Origin of the sequence: Afipia sp. OHSU_II-C1 (assembly GCF_000497575.1) — a bacterium.
GTDB lineage: Bacteria > Pseudomonadota > Alphaproteobacteria > Rhizobiales > Xanthobacteraceae > Afipia.
Map to the genome: position 1 here is coordinate 63,262 of NZ_APJI01000013.1, position 25,390 is coordinate 88,651.

General features: G+C 55.1%; 29 protein-coding genes and 1 pseudogene. 11 read left to right on the forward strand and 19 right to left on the reverse strand.

Going from position 1 to position 25,390, the window contains the following annotated elements; translation table 11 throughout:
* Positions 1-29 precede the first annotated feature (29 nt).
* Positions 30-2,051, forward strand: coding sequence for a 4-alpha-glucanotransferase (gene malQ / locus I554_RS0113405; RefSeq protein ID WP_343205825.1), 2,022 nt, complete (start codon positions 30-32; stop codon positions 2,049-2,051).
* Between the two features lie 4 nt (positions 2,052-2,055).
* Here malQ and I554_RS26880 read toward each other — a convergent pair whose 3' ends face one another.
* Both I554_RS26880 and I554_RS0113415 read right to left on the reverse strand, forming a co-directional pair.
* Entirely contained in the window at positions 2,056-2,574 is a 519-nt protein-coding gene (locus I554_RS26880) for a hypothetical protein (RefSeq protein ID WP_152527676.1), read from the reverse strand.
* Positions 2,575-2,619: 45 nt separating this feature from the next.
* Entirely contained in the window at positions 2,620-2,805 is a 186-nt protein-coding gene (locus I554_RS0113415) for a hypothetical protein (protein WP_024576562.1), read from the reverse strand.
* A gap of 107 nt (positions 2,806-2,912) precedes the next feature.
* Between I554_RS0113415 and I554_RS0113420 the strand changes: the two genes are divergently transcribed.
* Together I554_RS0113420 and I554_RS27300 are read left to right on the forward strand one after the other, a co-directional pair.
* On the forward strand, positions 2,913-3,641 hold the full coding sequence (locus tag I554_RS0113420) for a Crp/Fnr family transcriptional regulator (RefSeq protein WP_024576561.1): 729 nt from the start codon (positions 2,913-2,915) through the stop codon (positions 3,639-3,641).
* 1,060 nt (positions 3,642-4,701) lie between these two features.
* On the forward strand, positions 4,702-4,899 hold the full coding sequence (locus I554_RS27300; protein WP_155848261.1) for a hypothetical protein: 198 nt from the start codon (positions 4,702-4,704) through the stop codon (positions 4,897-4,899).
* A 209-nt stretch (positions 4,900-5,108) separates the two neighbouring features.
* Here the strand turns inward: I554_RS27300 and I554_RS0113450 are convergent, their stop codons facing one another.
* The 4 genes from I554_RS0113450 to I554_RS0113465 all read right to left on the reverse strand — a co-directional run bounded on the left by I554_RS0113450 (position 5,109) and on the right by I554_RS0113465 (position 6,247).
* Positions 5,109-5,297, reverse strand: coding sequence for a hypothetical protein (locus I554_RS0113450; protein WP_029659552.1), 189 nt, complete (start codon positions 5,295-5,297; stop codon positions 5,109-5,111).
* Positions 5,298-5,434: 137 nt separating this feature from the next.
* Positions 5,435-5,623 carry a hypothetical protein gene (locus I554_RS0113455; protein ID WP_024576558.1) on the reverse strand — a complete coding sequence of 63 codons (189 nt, stop codon included), beginning with the start codon at positions 5,621-5,623 and terminating at the stop codon, positions 5,435-5,437.
* A gap of 16 nt (positions 5,624-5,639) precedes the next feature.
* Positions 5,640-5,900, reverse strand: coding sequence for a hypothetical protein (locus tag I554_RS0113460; RefSeq protein ID WP_024576557.1), 261 nt, complete (start codon positions 5,898-5,900; stop codon positions 5,640-5,642).
* Entirely contained in the window at positions 5,900-6,247 is a 348-nt protein-coding gene (locus tag I554_RS0113465) for a hypothetical protein (protein WP_024576556.1), read from the reverse strand. The genes I554_RS0113460 and I554_RS0113465 overlap by 1 nt, the downstream gene beginning before the upstream one ends.
* A 742-nt stretch (positions 6,248-6,989) precedes the next feature.
* Between I554_RS0113465 and I554_RS0113475 the strand changes: the two genes are divergently transcribed.
* Entirely contained in the window at positions 6,990-7,217 is a 228-nt protein-coding gene (locus I554_RS0113475) for a hypothetical protein (RefSeq protein ID WP_024576554.1), read from the forward strand.
* A gap of 628 nt (positions 7,218-7,845) precedes the next feature.
* Here the strand turns inward: I554_RS0113475 and I554_RS26890 are convergent.
* Together I554_RS26890 and I554_RS0113485 are read right to left on the reverse strand one after the other, a co-directional pair.
* Positions 7,846-8,064, reverse strand: a complete 219-nt coding sequence (locus I554_RS26890; RefSeq protein ID WP_152527674.1) for a hypothetical protein — start codon at positions 8,062-8,064, stop codon at positions 7,846-7,848.
* 140 nt (positions 8,065-8,204) lie between these two features.
* Positions 8,205-9,149, reverse strand: coding sequence for a Ku protein (locus I554_RS0113485; protein WP_024576553.1), 945 nt, complete (start codon positions 9,147-9,149; stop codon positions 8,205-8,207).
* A gap of 454 nt (positions 9,150-9,603) precedes the next feature.
* Between I554_RS0113485 and I554_RS0113495 the strand changes: the two genes are divergently transcribed.
* Positions 9,604-10,563: a sensor histidine kinase gene (locus tag I554_RS0113495; protein WP_024576552.1), complete on the forward strand. Its 960-nt coding sequence runs from the start codon at positions 9,604-9,606 to the stop codon at positions 10,561-10,563.
* Positions 10,564-10,773: 210 nt separating this feature from the next.
* On the opposite strand, the gene I554_RS0113500 is transcribed toward I554_RS0113495, so the two are convergent.
* The gene (locus I554_RS0113500) at positions 10,774-11,157 is read right to left on the reverse strand and encodes an NUDIX hydrolase (RefSeq protein ID WP_024576551.1); all 384 of its coding nucleotides are present in this window, start codon (positions 11,155-11,157) and stop codon (positions 10,774-10,776) included.
* Between the two features lie 399 nt (positions 11,158-11,556).
* Between I554_RS0113500 and I554_RS0113505 the strand changes: the two genes are divergently transcribed.
* Positions 11,557-11,772 carry a hypothetical protein gene (locus I554_RS0113505; protein WP_024576550.1) on the forward strand — a complete coding sequence of 72 codons (216 nt, stop codon included), beginning with the start codon at positions 11,557-11,559 and terminating at the stop codon, positions 11,770-11,772.
* A 253-nt stretch (positions 11,773-12,025) separates the two neighbouring features.
* Here I554_RS0113505 and I554_RS0113510 read toward each other — a convergent pair whose 3' ends face one another.
* The gene (locus I554_RS0113510; RefSeq protein WP_024576549.1) at positions 12,026-12,238 is read right to left on the reverse strand and encodes a DUF6496 domain-containing protein; all 213 of its coding nucleotides are present in this window, start codon (positions 12,236-12,238) and stop codon (positions 12,026-12,028) included.
* 398 nt (positions 12,239-12,636) lie between these two features.
* Positions 12,637-13,407: pseudogene (locus tag I554_RS25610) on the reverse strand (exodeoxyribonuclease III).
* Between the two features lie 317 nt (positions 13,408-13,724).
* On the opposite strand from I554_RS25610, the gene I554_RS27595 reads away from it, so the two are divergent.
* A complete protein-coding gene (locus I554_RS27595) occupies positions 13,725-14,468 on the forward strand; it encodes a SemiSWEET family transporter (RefSeq protein ID WP_244432750.1) in 744 nt (247 codons plus the stop codon).
* A 435-nt stretch (positions 14,469-14,903) separates the two neighbouring features.
* Here I554_RS27595 and I554_RS0113540 read toward each other — a convergent pair whose 3' ends face one another.
* Entirely contained in the window at positions 14,904-15,914 is a 1,011-nt protein-coding gene (locus I554_RS0113540; protein WP_244432751.1) for an SDR family oxidoreductase, read from the reverse strand.
* A gap of 193 nt (positions 15,915-16,107) precedes the next feature.
* Between I554_RS0113540 and I554_RS26400 the strand changes: the two genes are divergently transcribed.
* Both I554_RS26400 and I554_RS0113545 read left to right on the forward strand, forming a co-directional pair.
* Positions 16,108-16,383 (forward strand): hypothetical protein, encoded by a 276-nt coding sequence (locus I554_RS26400; protein WP_081710782.1) that lies wholly within the window; start codon positions 16,108-16,110, stop codon positions 16,381-16,383.
* Positions 16,384-16,443: 60 nt separating this feature from the next.
* The gene (locus I554_RS0113545) at positions 16,444-16,803 is read left to right on the forward strand and encodes a PRC-barrel domain-containing protein (RefSeq protein ID WP_024576545.1); all 360 of its coding nucleotides are present in this window, start codon (positions 16,444-16,446) and stop codon (positions 16,801-16,803) included.
* Between the two features lie 304 nt (positions 16,804-17,107).
* Here I554_RS0113545 and I554_RS25615 read toward each other — a convergent pair whose 3' ends face one another.
* Positions 17,108-17,440, reverse strand: a complete 333-nt coding sequence (locus tag I554_RS25615; RefSeq protein ID WP_034461773.1) for a DUF3606 domain-containing protein — start codon at positions 17,438-17,440, stop codon at positions 17,108-17,110.
* A 168-nt stretch (positions 17,441-17,608) separates the two neighbouring features.
* Between I554_RS25615 and I554_RS26405 the strand changes: the two genes are divergently transcribed.
* Positions 17,609-17,773: a DUF3309 family protein gene (locus I554_RS26405; protein ID WP_081710783.1), complete on the forward strand. Its 165-nt coding sequence runs from the start codon at positions 17,609-17,611 to the stop codon at positions 17,771-17,773.
* A 328-nt stretch (positions 17,774-18,101) separates the two neighbouring features.
* On the opposite strand, the gene I554_RS0113565 is transcribed toward I554_RS26405, so the two are convergent.
* The 4 genes from I554_RS0113565 to I554_RS0113580 all read right to left on the reverse strand — a co-directional run bounded on the left by I554_RS0113565 (position 18,102) and on the right by I554_RS0113580 (position 22,006).
* Positions 18,102-20,486, reverse strand: a complete 2,385-nt coding sequence (locus I554_RS0113565; protein ID WP_029659551.1) for a PAS domain S-box protein — start codon at positions 20,484-20,486, stop codon at positions 18,102-18,104.
* Positions 20,487-20,611: 125 nt separating this feature from the next.
* Entirely contained in the window at positions 20,612-21,394 is a 783-nt protein-coding gene (locus tag I554_RS0113570) for an SOS response-associated peptidase (RefSeq protein ID WP_024576542.1), read from the reverse strand.
* The gene (locus I554_RS27600) at positions 21,394-21,807 is read right to left on the reverse strand and encodes a hypothetical protein (RefSeq protein ID WP_081710784.1); all 414 of its coding nucleotides are present in this window, start codon (positions 21,805-21,807) and stop codon (positions 21,394-21,396) included. Before I554_RS27600 ends, I554_RS0113570 begins: the two co-directional genes overlap by 1 nt.
* The gene (locus I554_RS0113580) at positions 21,722-22,006 is read right to left on the reverse strand and encodes a hypothetical protein (protein ID WP_024576540.1); all 285 of its coding nucleotides are present in this window, start codon (positions 22,004-22,006) and stop codon (positions 21,722-21,724) included. The genes I554_RS27600 and I554_RS0113580 overlap by 86 nt, the downstream gene beginning before the upstream one ends.
* A 330-nt stretch (positions 22,007-22,336) precedes the next feature.
* Between I554_RS0113580 and I554_RS0113585 the strand changes: the two genes are divergently transcribed.
* Positions 22,337-23,176 carry a Ku protein gene (locus I554_RS0113585; protein WP_024576539.1) on the forward strand — a complete coding sequence of 280 codons (840 nt, stop codon included), beginning with the start codon at positions 22,337-22,339 and terminating at the stop codon, positions 23,174-23,176.
* 12 nt (positions 23,177-23,188) lie between these two features.
* On the opposite strand, the gene I554_RS25620 is transcribed toward I554_RS0113585, so the two are convergent.
* Both I554_RS25620 and I554_RS0113595 read right to left on the reverse strand, forming a co-directional pair.
* Positions 23,189-23,710, reverse strand: a complete 522-nt coding sequence (locus tag I554_RS25620; RefSeq protein ID WP_343205824.1) for a cell envelope biogenesis protein TolA — start codon at positions 23,708-23,710, stop codon at positions 23,189-23,191.
* Between the two features lie 289 nt (positions 23,711-23,999).
* Positions 24,000-25,277 carry a DUF892 family protein gene (locus tag I554_RS0113595; RefSeq protein ID WP_024576538.1) on the reverse strand — a complete coding sequence of 426 codons (1,278 nt, stop codon included), beginning with the start codon at positions 25,275-25,277 and terminating at the stop codon, positions 24,000-24,002.
* Between the last annotated feature and the right edge of the window lie 113 nt (positions 25,278-25,390).

Here is a 25,390-nt window from a genome sequence, read left to right on the forward strand (position 1 = left end):
ACCAAGTGATCCGGACGCATCTGGTTCCGATGGAACCTGTTGCTGAAAACGAAGTTTCCTCTGGAGTTTTCCCGGCCATTTCGTACAGCGGCGGATACATGGATTTGCATGAAAAGGCCGCAAGACTGGGAGTCGGAACATCCTTTGTCGATGCCACCGGAATATGGCGCACGGTCAGCGCGGAAGCGGTTGCGCTTATTGTCCAATCATTGCCGGACAGACCTCGGCTCCGCATCTTTTCCGGTCCGCTCGTCTGTTACGGCGGTGGCGATATTCCGCAGGCTTTCGCGGCCAGTGCAAATCCACCAATAATCTGGAAGGTCATTGATCTAAGAGGAGATCAGAAAGCCTGCGGAATATCGCAAGATCAGTTGCTTGCATTGCAGGAGTTGCCATTCGGTATCTATCGGCTTCAGGCCGGGGATGCGATCGGGGATGAGGAGGTGAGCCTTGTTTCAGCTCCGAAACGTGCCTTTGCAGGCCACTTCGACCGCGTATGGATTTTAGCTGTTCAACTTTATGGCGTGAGGTCATCTCGCAACTGGGGAATAGGTGACTTTGCCGATCTTACTACGCTCATCAAATGGGCGGCCACGTACGGGGCTGCAGGCATCGGCCTGAATCCCCTGCACGCCCTGTTCGACAATCATCCACAGGAATGCAGTCCCTATTCGCCAAATAGTCGGCTGTTTCTGAATTCACTCTATCTGGATGTCGAGCAGGTCCCTGAACTTCCGCGCGCATTCGTGATTGATCACGCCGACGAAATCGACCGGCTGCGGTCTGCCGAATTCGTGGATTACCAGAATGTCGCAAAACTGAAGCTCAAAGCGTTGCGACAAGCGTTCGATTCGTTTCAGGCAAAAGCGACGCCGAGAAGACGAAAAAGTTTTGAAACTTATCGTCAACGCGAGGGCGAACTTTTGTCGCGCTACGCGTGCTTCGAGGTCTTGCGGCGGAAATACGGGGGCCCGTGGTGGACGTGGTCACAGGAGTGGTCGTCACCGGGAGAAGCGGCCCTCAGTGTGCTGCGGAACGGACCAGATCGCCCAGAGATCGAGTTTATTGAATTCATCCAGTGGAATGCCGATCAGCAGCTCGCAGCGTGCCGGGATATGGCCCAACAATCGGGAATGCTGGTCGGTCTTTATCTGGATATTGCCGTGGGGGTTAAAGCGGATGGCTTTGATGCCTGGAACGAACAAGCCGCAATCTCCCGGAAACTTGGGGTCGGCGCGCCGCCCGATATTTTGAATACGGCAGGGCAAAATTGGGGGTTGGCCGGTTTCAATGCTGCTGGCCTGGAGTTGCGCTCGTATCAGCCCTTCATGGAGTTACTGAACGCCTCCATGAGGTACGCTGGCGCCGTAAGGTTGGACCATGTGCTCGGCCTCAGGAGACTCTATCTTGTGCCCGAGGGCTACTCGCCGCACCAGGGGGCTTACGTTGAAATGCCCACTGAAATTCTCTTGGCTGTTGCTGCCCTGACGAGCGTGGTAAATAGCTGTGTCATTATCGGTGAGGACCTGGGCACCGTACCAGACGGTTTCCGTGAACGCCTCGCAAGCTGGGGAATATGGTCGTATCGCGTCATGATGTTCGAGAGAGGGCATGACGGATCATTTCATTCCCCCAACGCCTATGCGCAAGATTCGCTTGTGACGTTCAATACCCACGATCTCCCCACATTTCTGGGCTGGACTTCGGCTCACGACATCGCGTTGAAGCAGGCGCTTGGGATCGATCCGGGCGAAGATCACCAAGGCCGTGCACATGCGGTCAACATGTTGGCGGCGGCAGTCGGCCACGCCCAATTGCCCGAGCTTAACTTTTACTCAGTAATAAGTTACCTGGCCCGAACCAGATCCAGAATACTCGCATTATCAATCGAAGACCTGTTGAAGGTTCAAGACCAGCCGAACGTCCCTGGGACAGTCGATGAACATCCCAACTGGCGGCGTCGACTTCCCATCAATATCGAACACTGGGAAAGTGAAATCGATGTCGATCTGATGCGAACTGCCGCCGACCGTTATCATGATAACAGCTAGTCAGCTAGTCTGGAATAATGACAAACCCATCGGTCAGAGCCTTGCGGTAGTAATTTAGCTTCTCAGGATCATGGGTTATATCGTCTTCTATTTTGAAAAATGGATCAATTTCCCAAAGGCACTCTGCAGCTGCGGCGGGCAGGTTTCCATTGACCGAATAAAGAACCCGACCAGTTCTATGGCCGTTGTCGCGTTGTTCGAAGTACTTCTGAATCCGTATCATTCTTGAAGCGGCATTTGTCTGAATCAAAGAGGATTTATTGCAACGCTCGTTGCTGCTCCCGCAGATGAGATCTGATTTCCCGATTGGATCGGATTTTGATCCCGAGCGCGCGGGCTCTGCAAGCCACGCCGCTGGTGGACTTTCTAACTGCTGCGGCGATACGAAGGACTGAAGCGCCGTCGCGGGCAAGCCGCCGCAGGATGGCTTCTTGTTCTGGCGTCCAGGTTTTTTTTGTGATCCGACCCATTCTTGTTTCCGGCAGATTGGACATTGAGAACCGATCGCTGCTGCGTGCAGCATCCTTAAAAGGGCTCGCGCGCCCAGCGGCCTCGAAAGACGGACGGCTCACTCTGGAGGCCGCAGCGCCGGGGAATTGGCCCATTTTGCGCACTCGGCAAGTGGATCGAGCTGACGCGCCTGTTTCAGCAAACCGTCGCGAGCGCGCCCATAGGGCAGCTTTTCCGCCTCCGCGCGCAGTGCCTCCGCGCGCTTTTTAGCGTCGTTTCCAAAAGAGAGATCGTCCTTCTTCATAACCCGCCTAAAAGCCCGGTTGATAACCGAACAATACAGGTATGGAGCAGGGCTGCTTTATCAATTGATCAAGCCGAACCAACGGTATTGTGGCGCGTTGGTGGCATATGAAACCATCAGATATCCTTATCAAGAAGCTCAAACATCATTCCCAACTGGATAGCGCGGACGTCGCCGCGATCCGCTCGCTGGAATGCCGGTTTCGGGAGTTGCAGCCAGGTGAAGACTTCATCCGGCAAGGCGACAAGCCGACCGAATCGGCAATTGTGGTGGAAGGAATGGTGGCGCGGTATCACACACTGGCGAACGGCGGCAGGCAATACATCTCGCTGCACCTCTCGGGCGACTGGCCCGACGCCCAAGGGCTTTTTCTAGAGGAAATGGATCACTCAGTCTGCGCGGTAAACACGGCCTCTTTATGCGCCATACCGCACAAGGATCTTATTTGTACGTTTCGCGCCCGGCCGAACGTCGGGTTTGCAGTATGGCGCGAAACCTTGATCGATGCTTCGATATTTAGAGAGGCTGTTACGAATAATAGCAGCCGCGCCGGAATGACCCGGTTAGCTCATTTCTTTTCGGAGATCTATTTCAGATCGAACGCGAACGGGTTAGTCGAGAAAAGCTCTTGTCCGCTGCCTCTCAGTCAGATGCAACTCGGAGAAACATTGGGTATGTCGATCGCAACGGTGAATCGGCATTTGCAAAAACTGCGAAGGAGCAGGGCGGCTGATTTGAGGAACGGCCGGCTCGTAGTTGCGAATTTCCCGAAGCTAAGCTCAATAGCAGATTTCGATCCGAAATACCTTCATCTGCAAGTCCAACCTAAGGTCTGAAAGTTTTGCAAGTCGCTTGACAGCTTTTCGCCGATTAAAGACATATCGATCCGTGGCACGCGAGCAATTGAGCTGCTAATCAATTCGAAAAGGTTAGCGACATCGCGAACATGGCTAGGTTGGTTGCATTGCAGTTGAGGAAATATTTGGGCGGCAAGACGTGAAGGATCCAGATTTGTTTCGCCTCGACGAGAAAGACCTAGCCATGTGGGGAACAACTCGGGGGCTTCCAATCGTGATCGCCCCACCGTTTCAGGATCTCTAAGGGAAGGCGGGACATCGCCCGGTTCGCCGAACACTAGCCAGCCCGGCGCGAGTAAAACAGGCGGAAGCGGAAACTAAAAAAGCCCCCGCCGCGTCATCCTCAGGGGTGGCGCGGCATTTGTTAGGGGCGATCGATATTCACAAGCTCGACGGCGCTTCGCCGCGAGCCGCTCCGGACTGGCACCAGATCGGCATGATCCATGACGCTCAGGATGTTACTCAGAGCCTGTTCGCAGCAACGAATAACCGATGATTGCGCGGGCCTCGTGGACGGCCTGCAGATTTTCTCGGATTTGGAGTTTTGAACGAATCGGCGGTGCGCGCATCATGTCGGGAGGTCCACGCAATTGTGAGGGCTGGCAGATGCGAATTATCGCGGTCATGCTCGTTTTGATAATCGCGGCAGGAATTGTCGATTTGCTAGCATTTAGCGGTCAATATCGACAAACGGGATGGCGAGGGGTAGCTATCCAGATCGATAAGAAGACCGACGATATCAGGCGCTTTGTGCGCCGCTTCTAGGCTAATGCGATGCGAGGCTACGCCTTCGCTCAACGCGTTCGCCAGGGTAAAATGCAAACTATTCCGGCTGGGGTGGATAAGGCGGAACATCGCCGGGTTGGCCCAATACTAGCCAACCGGGCGCGAGTAAAACTCGCGGAAGCGGAAACTAAAAGAGTCGGCCGCGTCATCCCTCGGGGTGGCGCGGCTTTTGGTTGTTTGGCCTCTCGGGGCCGCGATTGTTCGGATCTAGATCTTGGCCGTCAGGTTGAGGCGACGGCTTTGGGCGGTCCTTTTGGCCGCCATGCTTTCCGCCCTGATCTTGCGCGCCCGGCAGATCGTTCTCGTCTGCGCGACGCGCCTCGGGCTTTTCCTTGATGATTCGTTGCTGCTGGCCTGGCGGGGTTTTGTTGTCAGCCTGCGCCCGTTCCTTGTCGGCCGGCTGTTCTTCGCCTCTATCTGTCCGAACGATACCTTGGCCCTTGTTATCTAGCATTGCTGACTTCCTTGTGAAATGAGGTCCGGTGGAGGCGCGACGGATTGGAAGACGGTTCCGCACGCGCGAAAAGCGCAGGGTCGCGTGAACCGGGCAACTCTTATCCGAAGATCAGCCAGGCTCCGATTCCCACGATCGGCAAAAGGGCGATGCCAGCGATCAGGATCGGGGAAGGTTCATTTCCGTTAGGCGGGAACTGTTTCATTTCAATCTCGCGGGCTGCGGTTCGTCGGAGCGAGAGACAGCCCTTCCACCTTCACTTTGTCCCGGATCGCGTCCTCGGTCCGGCCCAGCTTCATCGCGATCAGTCGGGTGGGCGTGTTCTCCGTGATCAACGTCTTCAGCGTCTGAAAATCATCGTCGCTCCAGGGCTTGCCATCGTTCTCATTTGCCATAGCCACCTCCGTTTCCCCTTAACGAGGTAACAGAGGCTGCGTTCCATTCCGTGGTTAGGTTCCAGAGCATGATCCAGCCGGCTCATGTCCATATCTCGCCGCATACCGGACACGGCATGAAGTGGTCGGTCTCGCGCTCAGGCGTCCAGCTGTTCGGCTGACCGATCGGGAGTGACTTCGCCTTCGAGCCAGTCCTGCTCGTTCGCGAGTGCGAGCCACGCTTCCGCCATCCGCCGATAGCGCTTCGCTTCTGTTTCATCGGTTGCGGCTTCCGCGAGCTGCGCGCAATTCTCGGCATTTTCCCTGAACCTGTGAAAGTTGTTCATGTTCGAGGCTTCCTCTTCATCCATGGCCGATCTTATTTACTGCGGCCGAGCGGCTTTGGGGTCCGTTCACGATGTGCGCGACGGCGACTTGGGCGACGAACTCGCAGACCTGCCTGTCGGCCGCGAGCATCAAGGCCTTAACGCCAGCCACGACGTGCGGCTTCGCTTGCTCAGTCTTCGGAAGGGTCAGCACGTAGGCCCGCGCGTTGGACAAGGTTTCGATCGGCTTGCCCTTCCGCGGCGTGATCGGGCGTATGAGGCGCATGTCCCACGACATCACACCAGCCTCAACGCAAACTGGCGGGCATGGCTTGTATAGGAATCGACGAAGTCTTGAAGATGCGACGGGACCGGCTGGCCGATAATGTCGAGGCGCCGCTGAATCTCGCGCGCGATATCTTCGGAGACGTCAGCCGACCAGCGTTCGGCGGTGTTGAAACTCACCACGCGGATGGGGTCGCTGAACTGGCCCGTGATCAGGTTTTGAATGGTGGTCTCGAGATCCGCCTTCTCGACGTCTGTTTCGCGATAGGCCCGGCCGATCCGGCCAAAATCATCTTCAACGATATAGACCGTGACGTCCCCGGAATCGGGCACAAGGGATGGGGTCCACGGTGAACGCATGACGCAACCTCAACGCAACCGAACAACCCGATTCAAATGCAGAGAGGCGTCTTAGTTCCCCGTTCAGCCGTTGGCTGATTTGGAGCGCCTTGAGTATTTTCCGAAAAGTTTCCTACTCCAGGCGAAAGATAGGACTCGCTTCTGACCGCCGGGAGGCGGATACTGCCTGCATCACAGCCCGACCCGTGGCTTTTATCTGTGATGAGAACGCCATTACGCGCTCCCGCCTTCCTCTCATGGAAAGGAGCGCGCCATGATCATTCGGCGTCGTTCGATACAGTCATCCAAAGAGCGTTTTCTGACGGAGGCTCAAACTCTGCGCGACGAGGCAAACCTCCTCCCCCACGGACCACTCCGCGACGCTGTCCTGAAAAAGGCGCGACACGCTGAAGCGATGGCCCACATGGAGGATTGGGTTGATTCTTCCGGCCTCCGCCCCCTTAAAAAAGACGATACTCCAGGCCCGGGTTAATGCGCATTAAAGTCCGGCAGCGGTCCCTCCCGCCCAAACCTTGGAAGTGGGAAATCTACGTCGGTAAGCGCCTCATAACGGCATCTCACGAGTCCTATGCCTCGCAACATGAAGCCCACGCTTACGGGAGGGCGGAGCTCGATCGGATCATTCTAGATTTTGCAACACGTCCGAAAGCACCGCGATAGGGTGTATCATGTGCGGCTTTCGCCCGCGGGGCCGAACTTTCTCCTGAAAACGGAATTGTCTCCTCCGAGAGGAGGAGGAAGGTTGCCTCGGTATTTTTTCAACATCTTCCATGATCGTACTCATATCGACCCCGTCGGCGAGGAGTTGCCGGATAAGCATGCGGCTTGGGCAGAAGCGACGCGGGCGGCCGGCACGATCATCAGGGACATCGACGGCGGATTGAGGCCTGGCCACGACTGGCGCATGGAAGTGACCGACGAGTTTCAAAATCCGCTATGGGAAATTCACGTCAAAGCTGAAAAGAAGTAGGTGGGAGGGGCAGCCAAAAGGATTAATCACGGCCCGGTCGCCGTTAATTAAAGGACTCGCATTCTCCCCAGCACGGCGCAAAATGGACCATCATCGCCCGCCTTGGGTGGTTGCCGGTGACTGAGAGTATTGCGCTCCCGCCCTGTATTGCGGTTAGCCGCATGCCTTCCGACGACGGATCGATTCCCCAACACCTCGGACCGCTCGTCCGGGCCTTCGACGCGCTTGTAACTTGTCCCAATTGCAAGCCTCCGCACGCAATGGTCATCAAGACCATTCATCTGGGTTTTTTATTCTCCAAGGACCGGATCGACTATCGGTGCCCGGAGTGCGGCGCTGAAAAAACCGAAATCGTAAAATAAGGCCGCGTCCGGGCGGCCATTTGCTCACGACCATTAGCTCATCGCCGGCAAGATCAGCTCCGGGCCTTTAGTTTGACGTTCCCTACCTTCTTATCGACCGGGAATATCTCGAGCCATTCGTCGGGGCAGGGCTTTAGCAACGCCAGCAGTTCATCTTTACTCGCCGATTCTTCGCCCAGCCACTTCGCCCAATCGCTTTCGCCCGCGCGGGCTGAACTTTCTCCTAAAAACAGATTTGTCTCCTCCGAGAGAAGGAGGAAGACGGCTCAGCTCAAACGTTCCAGATAGCTGCGATGGTATGTGGTCGGGTGTTTATTTCCGTCCAATAGGACAATGATTTTTCCTGATTTGGTCGTGGGCGAAATCACCGTGCCAATCTTGTCCCGAAGCTTTGGGCTTCGAGATTTGCCAACTTCGGTGAACCGACAGCGATCACCAGGCTTGAGTGTCTTATCGCTCACGCCAGCTTTCTCGACTTCGCTCATGTAGGTCTGTTTTGGGTACTTATTCACGAATTCCTATGCCTTGCCCTCGCTTCCCCCTCGGGAGGGGAATGTTTCGCGAGAAAGCTGTCGTCTCGCTTGCGGCGCATGCGATCAGCAAGGTCTCGCGGTGACTTCATCGGTTAACCGGCCTTTCGAGACCGGGCGCTAGATCTAGCCAGCTTCTGGGTTTTCTTCCGTTCAGTTGCGGCGGCCGGATCGCTCTTCCCGCTGATCGGCAAAAGCATTTCCTTTTGACCGGCGACGCGTTTCTTGCCTTTCTTCGGCTTTGCGGCAGGCGTCGCCTTGGGTTCACCCTTCAGGCTCTTGCGCAACGCGTCCATGAGATCGATGACGTTGCCTGACGTGCGAGACTGTGTCGGCGCACTGATCGTCTTACCGCCACGTTTCTTATTGATGAGTTCGATCAGCGCTGACTCGTAGTGATCCTCAAATTTCTTGGGCTCGAATTCACCGGATTTTTGATTCACGATGTGGCGGGCCAAGTCGAGCATTTCCTTAGTGACCTTCACGTCCTGAATACCGTCGAAATATTCCTTCTCATCGCGGACCTCGTAAGGATAGCGCAAGAGATTTCCCATGAGCCCTTTGCCCATCGGCTCAAGCGCTATGATGTGCTCCCGACTCGTTAGAACGACGCGGCCCAGTGCAACCTTGCCCATGTCGCGGATTGTTTCGCGGATCACCGCGTAGGCGTCGTGCCCAACCTTGCCGTCCGGCACCAAGTAGTACGGTCGGATCAGATAGCGCGTATCAATTTCAGATTTTGGAACGAATTCATCAATTTCAATCGTGCGAGTGGACTCAAGCGCGATACTTTCTAGTTCGTCCTTGCTCACTTCAATGTAAGTGTCTTTATCGACGGGATAGCCCTTGATAATGTCGTCGTTTTCAACTTCGTCACCGGTTTCCGCATCCACCTTCTTGTACTTGATGCGATGGCCGGTGTTCTTATTGATCTGGTTGAAGCTGACCTTCTCCGCATCGGAAGTCGCGGGATACAAAGCGACGGGACAGGTCACCAAAGACAGACGAAGGAAACCCTTCCAATTGGCGCGGGGGGCCATACGCACTTCTCCGGTTACGCAACTCAACTGAATTGTGACTCAAGTCCTGTCGTCCTGCCAAGTTCCGGCTTATTCCGGTTCGCTTTATGTTCTGTCCTGACCCTTCAATTCCAAATGTGCGCTGGAACGTCTTTGCCAATCCAGGGTTTTAAAATCGTTCTGTAGGACGAATATCCCCCATCTCCCCGCGCTGGTTTGCCCCGGCGCGGGCCTCTTTGCTGCGCTCGTCCGGACTGACAGTTGTGGAAGCCGCGAATGCCACCGCGATTTTGTCTGGCTACTTGGATTCGGCAGAATTACCTTGGCATGCGAACATCCTTGCGGGCCCCGTGGCAACCGCCTCTAAAAGGCAGGTGATTTGCGTGAAGATGGCCCGGAGCTTTCGAAGCCATATGACCATCGGCTTGTACATCAAGCGCATCCTGGCCGCGCGAGACCGCATGTAGCGCTCCCCATGATGACGTCTTTCCGAGATTTTCGATCAGCATGGCGCGGTGGGACGGCTCCGCTGCATTTGGTCATTTTATTTGGCGCTCTTTGCCTCCTCGTCTGCACCGGTATTCGTGCAGGAATTTCACAACTCCGGCCCGACCTACCTTTTTCCCCCTACGTTCCAGCGACCATCCTGGTCACAATGTTTGCTGGCGTTCGACCTGGTGCAATAACTGCTTTCATAGGAGCCGTACTCGGGTTCGTTCTAGACTTCGGCCCTTCATCGCACGCCGCCACGCTACCCCTCTTAGCAATTTATACTACCATCAGCAGCATTGTGATCTGGGGCATCGAGCATTACCGCTCGATGGCGAAGCAAAACCATGAGATCTCCGCACGCCTTATCGCCGAGGAAAAATATCGCAAGCTGGTCGTTGAAGAGTTGCAGCACCGACTAAAAAACAAATTGGCGACGATCCATGCTGTTGCTCGACATACTCTTCGCCAGTATCCCGATGCTTGGGCGACCTTGGATGGCCGCATTCGCGCATTGTCACTTACCGACGATCTGATAGCGAAGGCAGATAACCTCAGCTGTGATTTAAAGGAAATCCTGATTGCTGAGCTAGAACCTTATGGCCATGTTCGGTACACCCTGTCCGGCAACGCGGTGGCGCTACCCCCCAAGCTGGCCGTTGCAATGGCTCTCCTGTTTCATGAGCTTGCTACCAATGCTGCCAAGTACGGCGCATTCGCCCTCGGTAAGGGCGTACTAAACGTATCGTGGATCACAGATCGCAATGTCCTGCACATAACGTGGGACGAGACAGACGGCCCCCTTGTGAAGACCCCTACAAACGATGGTTTTGGGTCTAAGCTGATTCATTCCGTTCTTGCAGGGTTCGACGGAAAGGTAGACCTTCACTTTCTGGAAACAGGACTTCACTGCAAGATCCGATGCGCTATACCGCAAGGCGAATAAGCAATCAAAAGTGGCACCGGCCGGATTAAGCCGCTGATGCGCCGTCGCGGCTTTGATTCCGGGGCGGCCGTCACGCAGAAAACGGCCCCTGCTGTAAAGCGCTCAGAGGACTTTAGGGCATCGTTTTCGCAACTCTCGGGTCGTCAGAAGGTAAGGGCCCATCGAGGTGTTAGAACGGTGCTTACAAACAGTCCGCCAAACTACGCGGACCTAATTCGACTTGGGAAAGAGTCTATCCCTAATGTAGCGCGACGTCGGCGTAAGACGAATGCCGCGTGGCTTGCGCCAAATCGCTCGATCGATTTCGTGCTTGTCGCCAATCGCCAAACTTCCGGTCGTCTTCTCAGCAATGAAGATCGAGTCGCTCATCTTCCTGCCCGAAGCGCGGTTTCTGGTTTTGACCTCTTTCCAGAGCTTGAGCCGCCCTAGCTTAATTTCGGGGAGTTCTTCCTTGATCTCCCTGCGCAGGCAATCCTTATCGCTTTCTCTCGCTCGTTTGCGTCCCCCGGGGAACATCCACAAACGGTCGCGCCTTCGCCTTACAAGAAGCACCCGTCCGCACTTCACCGCTACGAGCTTTGATGACTTCGCCATTTCTTTAACGCACCGCATATCGAATCATTAAAAATACTAATCCCTCGAAAGCTGACATAAACGGCCGCCGAGAAACTATTAAATTCATACTCTAAAGCGGTTGGTCGTCATCCGTTGAAGGCTCTTCTTCCAGCGACACAAAGTCGCCGCCGCCGTAATCCTCCTCTGAAGGAGGCTGAATGTTAATCGGTAGCGCGAGCTCAGGCCCCTTATTCCTGACATTTCCCACCTTCTTGTCGACCGGGAATATCTCAAGCCATTCGTCCGGGCAGGGGGCCAGCAGCGCCAGCAGTTTGTCGTTGCTCGCGGGCTAGCCCAGCCACTTTGCCCAATCGCTTTCGCCGCTTGGGCTGAACTTTCTCCTAAAAACGGATTTGTCTCCTCCGAGAGGAGGAGGAATTGCCTCGGTATTTTTTCAACATCTTCCATGAACGCACTCATGTCGACCCCGTCGGCGAGGAGTTGCCGGATAAGCATGCGGCTTGGGCGGAAGCGACGCGTGTCATCAGGGACATCGACGGCGAATTGAAACCTGGCCACGACTGGCACATGGAAGTGACGGACGAGTTCCAAAATCCGCTTTGGGAGATTCACGTCAGGGCTGAAAAGAAGTGAGACAGACAAGGGATCCGCTATGCGACCTCAGCATGCTCCAATTTTTGTAGTAGTGTATTGTCCTACGAATGAGCAAGGTGATCCAGAATGCGGTGATGCACGACGGCGGCGAGCGGCGACGTGCCGCGCACCTACCAATGCATAAAGTGTGGTCGGCCAGACCCGATCAAATCGGCGGAAGTGAATCAGGTGCTCAAAAACCTCGTTAAAGCCAAACCGAAGGCCGCCAAACCGTTCATCTCAAATCCAGCAGTCAGCTTTTCCTTTTCGGTACTTTTCGGCCCTTCTTCCGTGCCTTGCTGAGCCCAATCGCGATCGCTTGCTTGCGACTCTTTACCTTTCCGCCCCGACCCTTTTTACCGGTCTTCGCTTTGCCTTTTTTGTAGCGCCGCATCTCACTGGCCACGGACGACTGAGTCTTCTTCGAGTACTTCCTGGCTTTCTTCTTCTTTGCCCTTTTCGCCATGTTTTCTCTCCTCGATATAGAACGAAGGAACGAACATGCCGCGCTTGTGTTCCCGTTCGTTGTGAGGGGACAGAATTCTCGCAACTGGCGAGTAGGAAGACTGGTAGGGAACATGCAGACGTAATGATGGTTAGGTCTTGATGTCAGACTCAACCGATTACCTGATGGCGCACGCTAGAAAGTTTTGAAGGCCCGAGCCTTGCAGGCCGGCCCTGCGAAGAGGCAGTTGCGGCACATCGGGAGCGTTTATCACCTGCTCGCGAAGCAAGGCGCGTTTACCAACATAGCCTTCATCGACGATTTCAGAGCCGCCAAGAAGGCCGAAGAGCAACTAAAGCAAACGACAAATTTCTAGTTGGTTTAGCGCATCGCGACGATATGCCGATTTTTCCTTCGCGTCATTTCAACTCAACCCAAGCAGGCGCGTGATCACTCGCACCGTCCTCCCCGCGGGAATCGGCATCTACACCCCCGGCAACCAGCTTTGACTTCAGGGCTTTACTGACAAGCAGGTGATCTAAACGTAATCCATCGTTCCGCTCATAGCGGTTTCGCCAATACGTCCAGAATGTATAGACTCGTTCGTCTCCATAAAGTTCTCTTATGGTGTCCGTCCAACCGCTCTCCACCAGTTTCTTAAATGCCTTACGGGGCTCGGGCTGAACCAACGCATCCTTCACCCAAGACTTGGTGGGATAAATATCGAGATCTGTAGGGGCCACGTTGTAGTCGCCGGCGATGATGGTTGGATGATCTTGCCGACGTAACTTGGCTGCGTGACGCGCAAATCGAGAAAGCCACTTCATCTTGTAGTCGAACTTGGGGCCGGGTTGAGGATTGCCGTTGGGAGCATAAATACAGCCGACAATCAGTCCATTCACCGCCGCCTCAATGTAGCGTGCCTGCGTATCCGATGGATCGCCCGGCAACTGCCGTGCAGTGACAATTGGCTTGGAGCCTCTCGAAAGGATCGCTACTCCATTCCAAGTACGTTGTCCGACCTAAACGGCCGAATAGCCGGCTTTTTGTAGTGCGGCTTCCGGAAAATGCTCGGTTTCGCTTTTCAACTCTTGAAGGCATGCGACGTCGGGCTTGGAGCGTTTGGGCCATTTAATGAGATTGGGAAGTCGTTTGTTGATGTTGTTGACGTTGAATGTCGCAATTTTCATTGGAACCCTGGCGGCCTATGGAACGGGCATGCGGCGGTGCTTCAAAGAATTGGCCGTGGAGCCGCGTCCTTCGTTAGGAGAGCCCGATCCTCTGCTTATTTCGGATTCGGTTGTCGGAGCCCTTCGTCTGGACGCGCGTACTTACCTTGGGATGCGGGAGCAACGAGATCGATTCAATCAGATCAAGGTCTCATCTTAGCAGGCTTGGGCCGCTCCTTGATGATGCGGTGCTCTTTCCCCGACTCGGTTTTGCTACTCTTCTGCGCTCGCTCCTTGTCGGCCGGCTGTTCTTCGCCTCTGTCTGTCCGAACGATACCTTGGCCCTTGTCGTCAGGCATTTTGGAAATCCCTTTCCTCTGAGAACAGACACAGAGAGATTGTTAGTTGAGTGCTATTTATCCTGTGCTTTGATAAGCGGTGATGGCTTTGTTCGCCAGGATCAGCTTGTTTCTTTGGCCTTGCTGGAAATTAGTTACGATGCTCGAAAGTATCGCTTCATGAGCGGTGGCGGGGTACTTGATCTCGCCCGTTTTCTCCAAGAAGTACCAAGCGATATCATAGGCTCGCCCGACCTCGTCAATTCGCAGAACTTCAGCGCGACTGTGACATTGCATGGCCAATCCTCAGTGGCACTTAATGCCAACCTTCGGAGGAATGTTCCCCACAATGAGATTCATAAATTCCCGCCGGCTCCAAGTCGCGGTTCATCGTGGTTTTCCGGACTCATCGTTCGGGAACTAAAGGCGGAGCGACGGCTTGATGGACGAGAACGGTTGTCAGGAAGTGTGATGGCATCTGAATCCTGGATGACAATCCTTGGCCTAGGCGCAGCGACTTTAACGTCCCTCTCTTACGTTCCGCAGGTGATCAAGGCGTTTCCCCGAGGCGGAACTGGCGACATTTCGCTGAAGATGCTCGTAGCGTTGCTCGCGGGGCTGCTGCTCTGGGTGGTCTACGGTCTATTGAAAACTGACTTGATCATTGTCGCCGCAAACGGTGTTGGGTCTTTGCTTGTTGGGGCCGTGCTTGCTTTCAAGCTCCGCGATCTCGCCGGCGCATAGTCGTTCGGCTGTGACGTGGGATCTGAGTCATTTGGACACGAGGAAATCTCTGACAACGAATCTGAACGAAGAGAGTGCGGCAAACACGAAGCTGAATACCGTCGCGTTGCGTAAGGGCATTAATTCGAAGGCGACTGCGACCTGACAGGAAGGGGGAGCCGCACCTCATTGGCGTGGCTTCCCCATCTCCGTCCTCGATCACTTTCCTTCAGTAAGAGGTTCCAGATAGCTTTTGTGATAAGTGGTCGGATGCTTATTGCCGTCGAGAAGAACGGTCACCTTCCCCGATCTGCTCACGGAAATCACGGTGCCACGCTTGTCTCTAAGTTTTGGGCTGCGAGACTTTCCGAGTTCTGAAAATCGGAAACGGTCGCTTGGTCGTAATATGTCGTTTTCTGCAACTCCGTCTTTCATAAATTGCTCGCGAATAGTTCCTCAGCCTCCGCTATAGCCCCCGATAATAGGAAGAATCTCGCCTGTTATGTAGCTTGAGCACGCTGGCGAGGCTAGGAAGACGTAAGCGGGAGCGATCTCTTCGGGCTGCGCAGGTCTCTTCATGGGTGTATCGCTGCCAAATTTTGATACGCGCTCGGCATTCTTGTCTGCGGGATTCAGCGGTGTCCAAACGGGGCCGGGCGCTACGGCATTAACGCGGATGCCGCGCGGCAATAGATGAGTGGCAAGAGAACGCGTAAAGGCGTGAATCCCACCTTTGGTCATGGAATAGTCGAGAAGGTCCTTATTGCCCAGTAAGCCTGTCACGGAGCCGGTGTTGATAATAGCGGCACCTTCCTTGAGGTGTGGTACCACGGCTTTAGCCATGTGGAAGTAACCGTAAAGGTTGGTCTTGATGGTGCGGTCGAAGTGCCGCTCGGTCAAATCCTCGAAGGCGTTTACGTGCTCCTGAAAGGCTGCGTTGTTGACCAGGATGTCGATCTTGCCAAAGGCCTTGATGACTTGCGCAACAGCATCCCGGCAGAATGCTGAGCTGGCGACGTCGCCTGGTATGGTCATACACTTGCGGCCTTCTTTCTCGACAGCGGCCTTCGTTATTTTGGCATCGGCGTGCTCGTCGAGATAAAGGATGGCGACATCAGCCCCTTCACGCGCGAACAGTACTGCGACGCTGCGGCCAATCCCGGAGTCACCTCCCGTGATGATAGCTACCTTTTTCTTAAGCTTCTCCGAGCCGATGTAGTAAGGCGCATCGTACATGGGCAGTGGATCGAGATCCGCTTCCGATCCGGGCTTTGTTTGGTGCTGCTTTGGAAGTGGTGGAACCGGGTATCTCCGTACGCCCGTCTGGGGGGCGGTATCATCAGGTTTTTTGGCCCGCTCGTCCGTGGCGTCGATCCTCGCCTGGATCTCGCGCTCCACTCCTGCTGCGTGCGAAGCATCAGCAGCGTAAGATTCTGATTTGTTGGTTTTGCCTGCGGATTTGGTCATCGGTCTTTCTCCACGTATCCAAGGCAAACCCGGGTCTTGATTGGATGTTCCTTCGGCTGATGCCGACTTCCTCTATCGCGACTGGAAGACCTCGTTTTCTGCGTTGTCCGTTTTGGCCGGGCCAACTTTGGTGCGTTCGGAACATCTGCGCTCCATCTCTGTTGTGCAGGCGTGAAGCAAATGGAGAGAGCTAATGAAGAAATCGATTTCCGTCGGTGTGTGCCTGGTCGTTCTGTCCGCCACGGGAGCGCTCGCTCAGGCCAATCAGGGGCAGGGCGGTGCGCCAGTTCCAAAGGCGGGTGCTGCTGACACCATGAAGAAGGGTGCTGGAAGTACGAGCGGCACAACGACGGGAGCGTCACCCCAAGACCGCGCCACTGTGCCCGGCTCCCTGAATTCAGGTGGAACGTCGCAGACGTCACCTAACACCGCGCAACCCGGCGCCAGCAAAATGGGTGGCTCGAACTGATCGAAGTTGTTGGCTGCCCTGCGAGACGGGGCAGCGTTCTCGCGACGAAGGAGGTTTGTAATGGCGGAGCGTGAAACAGCTGCACTCATTGGCAGCGACAAGGTCGAAGGAACCGCGGTCTACGGCGCCGACGACGAGAAGATCGGTGCAATTGAGCGCGTGATGATCGACAAGAAGAGCGGGAGCGTTTCTTACGCCGTGCTCAGTTTTGGTGGCTTTCTCGGGATCGGTGACGATCACTACCCGATCCCTTGGCAGTCTCTGAAGTACGATACGAACCTGGGCGGATATCGAACAGGTCTAACCGTCGAAAAGCTCAAGGACGCGCCCAAGTACCGAAACGATAATTCCTGGGATTGGGCAGACTCCGCGCGCACCCGGTCAGTCAACGATTATTACGGGATAGCGTGGCCTGGTTAATTCAAAATGAGGCCGTCCGGCAGTAACCGCATGGCCTCACCCGCTTAAAAGGATGCCGCTTATGTCTGACGACAGCACACAACCACCGTACATCTACGAAGGACTAGACCCGGTGAGGGAGGCAGATCCTTTCGGAACGAAGAAGCTATCCGCCGCGATCGAATCTCTGAGAACCCTCGTTGACGGCGCAAAGAAGCCCGGAATGCCGCTAAGTGTCCTGAGCAATATTGCGCGAGAGGCGCCTCTTGGAACGCTTTTGGTCGCATTCATGCTCGGAGTAGCGATCGGTAGGCGGGGTTAGTTCCTATAGAGGCTGATCGTCCTCAGTAGAGGGTTGTGACTCAAGGGAGACGATGTCGCCGCCACCAAGGTCTTCCTCCGGAGGCGGCTGTTCACAGCCGGCCGTAGACCGTTTCCTCGCATCTAGCTCTTTTCGTATTGCGCCTACCGAATTCCCGACGCGCTCGATAACATTTCGAAGTTCCTCTTCCGTCACGTCGAGATGTTTCATCCAAAGACGCAGGCTCTCTTTGTCGTCGATCGCGATTTGAGAGCGGCTTAGCTCACTCCCGCGGCTGACCCGGTTCATTTCGCTTCCCTTCAAACCACGACGGTCGTGCAAGGAAAACGCTGCCACGAGATTCCCGTTCCGATATCGGAACTTCAATTTGCCTTGGCTGTTAGTCTTTTACAAAACAGGAGGCTGACATGGGTTTTGGTAAAGGTGTATTGCTTTGGCTGATTGGTATTCCGCTCCCGATTATCATCCTTCTTGCCTTGTTCATGAACCGTTAGGAGCGCGGCAATGAGCGTAGGCACAATCATTCTGATCATTCTCATCATCGCCTTGCTCGGCGGATTTAGTGGAATCGGCGGAGGTCCGTTTTATGGTACCGGATACTATGGCGGAGGTGGACTCGGCCTTGTGATCGTCATCCTCCTGATACTGATGCTCATGGGACGGATTTGAACGATTACTGCAACAAGCGCATCATGGCCCATATCCGCTACGCTAACAGGCCGGACATTCATCCGAGAGGCTATCTAAAAATTGATCAACAGCCTCGATGCATTTTGCCTTGGACATTCCCGGATATCGCTCGTGTTCGGCGAGCGCGTGGGCATAGTCAAGACCCTGATGGCTGAATCGTAGCCGCATGTATCCATGTTCGGGGCAGGGCGCAATGGCGTGGGCATGGAGAAGGATTCGCGTCGCCCACTGTTCGAGTGTTTCTTTCCTCGCCGGCATAAAGAGAGAACGCGCCGATGATTCAGATGTTCCTTGCTGGAGCAGTCAGTCATGCCGGCTTGCCACCCACCGAAATAGCCTTTCGCAAGGCCCGTGCAAGAGTCTCGACTGAATAGGGCTTCCGAATAAGTTCAACACCGCTCGTGCTACGATCTGCCAACGCGGTCGAGTAGCCGGTGGTAAGCAAGATTGGCAATCCGGGGTATTTATCGCTAATCCAGTGAGCGAGCTCGACGCCATTCATGCCAGGCATCATCACGTCCGAAAATATGAGATCAAACGCGAATTCGTCCTCGTTGACCAACGATAGTGCATCGTTCGCCGATTTTGCCCATTTCACCGCGTAACCTAAATCTCGAAGCAACTCACTCGTGAATTCCCCGACTTCGTGATTGTCCTCGACCAAGAGAATTCGCTGACCGCGACCGCTCTGTAGCGCGTCCTGCGCCACCCTTATGCCGCCGGTTTCCGCCGCGAGCGGCTGCGCTCTAGGAAGATAGATCGTGAACGTTGATCCTTCGCCTAGCGTGCTTATGACCCTTATTTCTCCGCCAGACTGCCGCGCAAAACCAATCGCTTGACTAAGTCCGAGACCGGTGCCCTTTCCAATTTCCTTCGTTGTAAAAAACGGCTCGAAGACTGCATCAAGGTCTTGGGTGGCGATTCCGGAGCCGTGATCATTGACAGAGATCGCCACATACTGCCCATCTTTTCCCGGAAGGTTGCGCAACGCAGGAATTTCGTTGGTGGCAGAGACAGAGATTACTATCTCGCCTTCACCGTCCATCGCGTCGCGCGCGTTTACCGCGAGATTGACCAGCGCAGTCTCGAATTGCACAACGTCGGCGACCGCGAACATATCCTCATGCCCCAAATCCAGGCCGACGCGGATACGACTGCCTACAAGAGGGCGGATGAGATTGGTGACGCTCTCTATTTGGTTGGCGACGTTGAATATCTGAGGCGCCAACGGTTGTCGTCGAGCGAACGCCAGCAGCTGCGATGTAAGCTTTGATGCCCGCTCGACCGTATCGGCGATGGCATTGATATATCGATTGCGCCGTTCGATTGGCAAATCTCGCCGACGGAGAAAATCGACCGCTGAGCGAATTATCGTTAGAAGGTTGTTGAAATCGTGCGCGACACCGCCTGTAAGCTGCCCGACGGCTTCCATTTTCTGAGCCTGGCGCAACGCGTCTTCGTTCTGCCGTCTCTCCGTCGTGTCGACAGCTTCGGATAAAACGCCGTTAATGCCCCCATTTTCATCTCGCACCGGCCGCATCGCGAAATCGAAATGACGGGTTCCGGCAGGCAGGTTCAGAGCGAGCTCAAATTTCTCCGTCTGGCCGGTTAGGGCTTTCCCAAAGGCAGCACGGATGCTTTCGGCAATCGCCGGATAACGAACAAACCAGGGCCCATCCCAGTAGAACGTGCCAATCAAGTCATCCATTTTGGCTTTGACGTCTGCCAACGCGATGGCGTTGACGTAGATAAGCCGTCCCTCGAGGTCGAGTAACACTTGATACTGATTACTTGTCTCCAGGATTGCTCGGAGTTGAGCCTCGCTCGAGCGAAGCTGATCTGTTCTTTCCCTTATCTTGCCTTCGAGCGTCTCATTGTGCCCCCGAAGGTCGATCTCGGCTTGCTTTGCTGCTGTGATGTCGTGCGCGACACCGATAAAGCCGATGTGCTGTCCAGCAGGATCCCACCGAGGCTGCGATTCCGACCGCATCCAGCGCCATTCGCCATCCGCGCGCCGGTAACGTCCCTCCAAGATAAACGGTTTAAGGAATGCTTCGCCGCTTAGGCTCTCCCGAATGATGCGAGATACGTCATCGGGATGGATGATCTTTCGCCAGTCAAATTTTAGTGCTTCCTCATAGGGAAGCCCAAGAAATTCCAAGTATGCCCGGTTTGCGAATGCGCGTGTCCGATCCATCTGCGTGACCCACATCGGAACGGGTGCGCTATCAGCAATCAGTCGAAATCGCTCCTCGCTCTCGCGGAGCATTCCCTTGGCCAAGACGCGTTCGGTAATATCGATGTGGGCGCCGATTAACCGAATTGGTCGCCCATCATCTTGGCGATCGATCCGCGCCTCCGCTGCGATCCATCTCACCGCCCCATCGTTAGGGCGGATAATTCGATACTCAGCGGAGTACCGTAGGGCGGTACCGCGGACACACTCCAGGAAATGCTGTTCAGTCCGCGCTCGGTCTTCGGGGTGGATTCTGCGAACCCAATCCTCATGAGTTTCGTTTGCCGCTTCGGGCGGAAGCCCATGAATTGACAAATACTCAGGTGAACGGAAATTCTGAAATCCCTCCCGCAGGTCTACAACTACGCCGCCCACGCGAGCGATGCGTTGAACCTCTGCAAGCTGGCGTTCACGGTCTCGGAACGCACGTTCTGCGGACGAGATTGGTTGGTCCAAAATTGCGTTCCCTAAACCCTATCGAAGCCTTTTTGTTGACGAGGCGATTTTTGTCTGGAGAAGATTCACAAGGAGGGAACTTGGTTCCAATAGAGGACTAAAATCTTTCAACTTGCTATCGGGTCTCATTGCGCACTCTGCCCATCACCGCCCGGGCCGTGGCTTTTATCGGTGACCGCGAGACCAATTGCTTTCCCGCCTGGCGGGGGGCAGAGTGGATCAATCGGCAGGATCAGTTCAGGCCCCTTATTCCTGACATTTCCCACCTTCTTATCGACCGGGAATATCTCGAGCCATTCGTCGGGGCAGGGCTTTAGCAACGCCAGCAGTTCGTCGTTAGTCGCCGATTCTTCGCCTAGCCACTTCGCCCAATCGCTTTCGCCCAGGATGCAGGGCATGCGATTATGGATCTCGGCCATGGCATTATTCGGCCCGCAGGTGAGGATCGTGCAACTCAGCACCTCTTCGCCGTTCAGCGGATCGCGCCAGGTCGACCAGAGACCGGCCATGACCATCGGCTTTCGGCCGGCCATGAAGATGGCGTAGGGCTGCTTCTCCTTGCCCTTCTCGTCGAGCTTCTTCCATTCGTAGAAGTTGGTCATCACGCACAGGCAGCGCTGCCCGCGCTTCCATGCGTCCTTGAACGCTGGTTTCGTCGTGAACTCTTCCGAGCGGGCATTGATCGTCGAGTACTGAAGCTTCGTATCCTTCGCCCAGTGCGGGATCAGGCCCCATTTCATCATCCGGGGCGTTCGCTTCCCGTCTTCCGATCGGATCGCGGTCATCATGCGCTCCGTCGGTGCGAGATTATGATTGTACTCGTAGTTCGGCGCCGGGGCGTCGGGATCGAACTTGAGACGGATTTTGATTTCCGACCAGTCGTCAGCAAGTCGAGCGCGGCCGCACATCAGCGTTCTCCGGGATAGCCATGTGACGGCGGGGCATTGGCTGAAATTTTGGTGGGACGGAGTGCCACAAGATGGCTTCGCTTATATGGGTAACCTCGAACCTTCGAGCAATCCTGGCACTTCATCCACCGCTCCAGTTCGTGGATGGGAGCTGTCTTCGGCCGACGGACGATTGCCAGGTCGACGGTATTGTGTGTTTCGCAGCCGAGGCACTTCACCTCGAGGTAGCGGTAGCCGGCATTCAGGGCGTCACCTAGCGTGGGGGAGGGCTGTGCCGGCCCGTGGTAGCCCAACATTCGAAGTGTCCAGGCCTCGCAGGCGAGCCGATCAGCCTTCAGGCGCGCTTCTGCTGCGCGCTCCGCCGCCGCGCGTATAGAACTGCCGAATAGATATTCCCGCGACTTCGATCCCATTAAGGACCCCAAGCAGTTTCCCAATCCGCTTGAGCCCTGCCGGCGTTGGACAGTCCTTCGCGATCAGGCTCGCAAGTTCGCTGGTGCGCTCGTTCCCCGAAAGAATTCGCTTCTCCTCGGACGCGCGCTCTAACCCGTCCACGGCCTCATCATCCGCATAGCGGGATTTGGTCCGGCGGAAGAACGACAGAATGCTCATGGCTTCACGGACCCCAGGTCGAGCCGTGCTCAGCCACGAAGCCGAGGCGTATACCAGTCACGTTCTCGTCGAGGGGCGACGGCATCGTCCTGATTTAAGCGCACGAACGGACCGAGAACAACCCCGCTGGCGAAATTGCCACACCAACAGGGCGCCTGCCGGAGCCCAATGCCGAGCGGGTTCCTAGTGCCATCGCGTTCAGCCCCTGATCGATGAGAAGCCCAAGACGCCCTAGATCCGTACTTCAGAAGCGAGGGCTGAAGCATGAATCCTGAATATGGAACGCGGGACGACTAAACTCGTTTCCATGCGTCATCTCGGAGATTTCGCATGGCGCCGCGTGCTTATTGGAAGGGCTCCTTGAAGCTCTCGCTCGTAACTTGTCCAATCGCTCTATATCCTGCCTCAACGCAATCCGAAAAAACCCACTTTCACCAAATCAACACCAAGACAGGCCATCGGCTTAGACAGCAGATGGTCGATGAGCGCACGGGGCGGGTGGTCGACAAAGAACACAAGGGAAAGGGGTACGAACTTTCGAAGGGCCGCTACGTCGAGATAGACGATGATGAGCTCGACGCGATTAAGCTTGAGAGCACTCACACCATAGAGATTGACGAATTCGTGCCTGCCGAAGATATCGATGAGCGCTATTTAGACAAACCGTATTACATCGTCCCAAACGGAAAAGAAGGCGCGGATGCGTTTGTTGTGATCCGTGATGCGATGAAGCAAAAAGAAAAAGTTGCACTGGCGCGGGTCGTTCTGTCCAATCGAGAGCACATCATTGCGCTAAAGCCTCTAGGAAAAGGTCTATTAGGCACAACCCTGCGCTATCCGTATGAACTGCGAGACGAGGAAGATTATTTCGACGACATCCCTAGTCCGCGGGTCTCTAAAGACATGGTCAAACTGGCGTCTCACATCCTTGATACAAAAGCCTCAAAATTTAATCCGGACAAGTTCAAGGATAAATACGAGGCGGCCTTAAAGGCCTTGGTAAAGCGTAAGGCGGCTGGGAAGACAATCGAGGTGCCTGAAGAAAAGGAAGATCGTGGCAACGTGATCGACTTAATGGAGGCCCTTAAACGGAGTCTGAAGGGCAATAAGAGTGCCGCAACGCTCGCAAAACGGAAGCGGTCCGGAGCACGGAAACGAAAGGCGGCTTAGCGAGCTCAGCATTCACTTCCGCGCGCGTTTCAATTCGTGTTGAAACTTCTCCATCTGCTTCTTCCAGCGAAGCTCCTCGGCTTCTAAGCGGCGATCGACGGAGGCGCGCACGGTCTCCAGCTTACGAACCAGCTCCTGATGCTCTCGTTTGGCTCTTTCTCGTTGGGCTTCGACTTTGGCAATGGCCCGCTTGCGGCGCTTACGTTCAGCTTCGAGTTTCGCCCGTTCCCGATCGCGCTTCCTTTCTTCTCGTTCGTATTCCTTGGCGGCCTCCTGGACCGCCCTGTCATCTAAAGCGCGTCGCGGCTTCGGTGACGCTTCAGAAGTCTTTCGCGTGCGGTGTTTTTTGCTCGCAAGCGACGCAGGAAGGCCTGCATGTTCCCGGAAGGGTGCGTTAGATCCAACTGGCCGTTTCAAAACTACGCCGGACCTTGCCATTGTTGCTGAGACGACGTCGATATCGTCCACCTCGTGCGCAAAGCCCTGGTGAAATAGGTTGTTTTTGGATCCCCAGGCTTCCAAAGCTGCTTTCATCGACGGCGCTGCTATCGCCAGATCTAAAAAAGCCCATCGACGTCTGGTAGGTTTTTAGTTTTCTAGGCATGTACCAGAATCGATGAAAGATTGGACCCGCGTTATGATCGCTCGGCAGTCAAACATCTTGCAGTAGTATTGCTGGATTATACCCGCGACGGAAGCCCGTCGCCTTCACCATCGGCTCGGATTCATAGGCATAGGTATTCGGAAGCGGGCCAACGTCCCCGCCGCTTTCGGTGGCAGGGGCGTTGGCATCATTTTAGGCCAATGATCTTGCCTCGATAGGCTATTCTTCGAGCCGAGGCTCGATTGCATCTGGCATTTTCGCTACGGACATCAGCGTTCGGCTGATCTGATTGAGCAACTGATCCGCGTTCTCCTCCTCCGCGAGCGATTTTGCGAGGAGAGCGACAACCGCACTATGACGCAACTGCTGCGCAAGGTTCCTTGCAGTGGTGTAGCCAGCAATCTCGTAGTGTTCGACTCGCTGAGCAGAGCCGATCAAGGCAAGATCCGCCAGGGCATCGCCTTTTTCCGCTCCGTCCTTAATGACCTCTTGTCCTTCTTCAACCAGGCCCATCATCCCTTTACAGGGCTTCGCGCGAGCCGCCTGCCCCAGCAGCGAGAAGCACTCGTTCAGACGTTCGATCTGGGCTTCGGTTTCGACGAGGTGTTCTTCAAAGCATTCCTGAAGCCGTGCGTGTCTTGCGGCTTTGGCCATTCTCGGGAGTGCTTTCGTAAGCTGCTTTTCTGCATGAAGGATATCTCTTAGCTCTTCGAGGAGTAGTTCAGTTACCCCCTCATCTGCAATAAGTGGAGAGCTTTCCGTCTTTATTAGCCCACCAGCATCCCCGCCCGTTGCAGAAAGCGCCGGCGATTCTACGAATTCCCAATCGGCACCTTCATTCCAAGGTCCGCGGGTATCAATCTCGCCTTTGTCGCCAGAACCCGTTGAATCGTTAAAGTATTGATTGACCAGTTCTGGTGTTGGAGCGAGCTTTCCGATGGAAAACGCGGGCTTCTTCATGCTTTCCAACGCCGCCGCGAAAGCTTTCATGTGAGTAATTTCGCGTGTCATGAGAAACTGAAGCGCGTCCTTTGTCCCGGCATCATCGCAGAAATTGATAAGCCGCTCATAACCAATCTTCGCGCGGGCCTCGGCCGCAATATTACTTCTGAGGTCGACGTCAAGTTCGCCAGTAATCTTCAGGTAGTCTGCCGTCCAAGGATTACCTTGCGAGTTGAATAGATTGACGCCTCCGCCGCCCGCAATAGCAATGAGTGGATCTGCCTCTGCTTTCTCGCGGTCAAACTTCATGGGAGCCAAGTGCAGGCGGGCAAGGGAGCCGACGACTTCAAGATGGCTCAATTCTTCGGTTCCAATGTCCATTAATAGATCCTTGCGGTCTGGATCTTCGCAGTTCAGGCCTTGTATTGAATATTGCATCGCGGCCGCCAGTTCTCCGTTGGCGCCTCCAAATTGCTCGAGCAACATGTTGCCGAAGCGAGGATCTGGTTCGTCGACACGAACCGTGTACATAAGTTTTTTAACGTGATGGTACATGAGAGCCTCTAGTGCCGGTGTTGATCGTCACTAATGCTTCTAAATCGAGCGAGTTCCTGATGAGGTGGAAAAGGCGCCCGCGAAACGAACCGCCAAGCTTGATGCTTGTGAGC

Excerpts from the sequence above, each read along its gene's own strand:
- I554_RS26405 (WP_081710783.1), top strand. The coding sequence starts at position 17,609 with ATGAGCGTAGGCACAATCATTCTGATCATTCTCATCATCGCCTTGCTC.
- I554_RS0113570 (WP_024576542.1), bottom strand. The coding sequence starts at position 21,394 with ATGTGCGGCCGCGCTCGACTTGCTGACGACTGGTCGGAAATCAAAATC.
- I554_RS26890 (WP_152527674.1), bottom strand. The coding sequence starts at position 8,064 with ATGAGCGAAGTCGAGAAAGCTGGCGTGAGCGATAAGACACTCAAGCCT.
- I554_RS0113415 (WP_024576562.1), bottom strand. The coding sequence starts at position 2,805 with ATGAAGAAGGACGATCTCTCTTTTGGAAACGACGCTAAAAAGCGCGCG.
- I554_RS0113420 (WP_024576561.1), top strand. The coding sequence starts at position 2,913 with ATGAAACCATCAGATATCCTTATCAAGAAGCTCAAACATCATTCCCAA.
- I554_RS0113495 (WP_024576552.1), top strand. The coding sequence starts at position 9,604 with ATGATGACGTCTTTCCGAGATTTTCGATCAGCATGGCGCGGTGGGACG.
- I554_RS0113545 (WP_024576545.1), top strand. The coding sequence starts at position 16,444 with ATGGCGGAGCGTGAAACAGCTGCACTCATTGGCAGCGACAAGGTCGAA.
- I554_RS26400 (WP_081710782.1), top strand. The coding sequence starts at position 16,108 with ATGAAGAAATCGATTTCCGTCGGTGTGTGCCTGGTCGTTCTGTCCGCC.
- I554_RS0113500 (WP_024576551.1), bottom strand. The coding sequence starts at position 11,157 with ATGGCGAAGTCATCAAAGCTCGTAGCGGTGAAGTGCGGACGGGTGCTT.
- I554_RS0113580 (WP_024576540.1), bottom strand. The coding sequence starts at position 22,006 with ATGAGCATTCTGTCGTTCTTCCGCCGGACCAAATCCCGCTATGCGGAT.
- I554_RS25620 (WP_343205824.1), bottom strand. The coding sequence starts at position 23,710 with ATGAAAGCAGCTTTGGAAGCCTGGGGATCCAAAAACAACCTATTTCAC.
- I554_RS0113585 (WP_024576539.1), top strand. The coding sequence starts at position 22,337 with ATGGCGCCGCGTGCTTATTGGAAGGGCTCCTTGAAGCTCTCGCTCGTA.
- I554_RS0113465 (WP_024576556.1), bottom strand. The coding sequence starts at position 6,247 with ATGCGTTCACCGTGGACCCCATCCCTTGTGCCCGATTCCGGGGACGTC.
- I554_RS26880 (WP_152527676.1), bottom strand. The coding sequence starts at position 2,574 with ATGCTGCACGCAGCAGCGATCGGTTCTCAATGTCCAATCTGCCGGAAA.
- I554_RS27600 (WP_081710784.1), bottom strand. The coding sequence starts at position 21,807 with ATGGGATCGAAGTCGCGGGAATATCTATTCGGCAGTTCTATACGCGCG.
- I554_RS0113460 (WP_024576557.1), bottom strand. The coding sequence starts at position 5,900 with ATGTCGTGGGACATGCGCCTCATACGCCCGATCACGCCGCGGAAGGGC.
- I554_RS0113450 (WP_029659552.1), bottom strand. The coding sequence starts at position 5,297 with ATGGCAAATGAGAACGATGGCAAGCCCTGGAGCGACGATGATTTTCAG.
- I554_RS0113510 (WP_024576549.1), bottom strand. The coding sequence starts at position 12,238 with ATGGCGAAAAGGGCAAAGAAGAAGAAAGCCAGGAAGTACTCGAAGAAG.
- I554_RS0113485 (WP_024576553.1), bottom strand. The coding sequence starts at position 9,149 with ATGGCCCCCCGCGCCAATTGGAAGGGTTTCCTTCGTCTGTCTTTGGTG.
- I554_RS0113455 (WP_024576558.1), bottom strand. The coding sequence starts at position 5,623 with ATGAACAACTTTCACAGGTTCAGGGAAAATGCCGAGAATTGCGCGCAG.
- I554_RS0113540 (WP_244432751.1), bottom strand. The coding sequence starts at position 15,914 with ATGACCAAATCCGCAGGCAAAACCAACAAATCAGAATCTTACGCTGCT.
- malQ (WP_343205825.1), top strand. The coding sequence starts at position 30 with ATGGAACCTGTTGCTGAAAACGAAGTTTCCTCTGGAGTTTTCCCGGCC.
- I554_RS0113595 (WP_024576538.1), bottom strand. The coding sequence starts at position 25,277 with ATGTACCATCACGTTAAAAAACTTATGTACACGGTTCGTGTCGACGAA.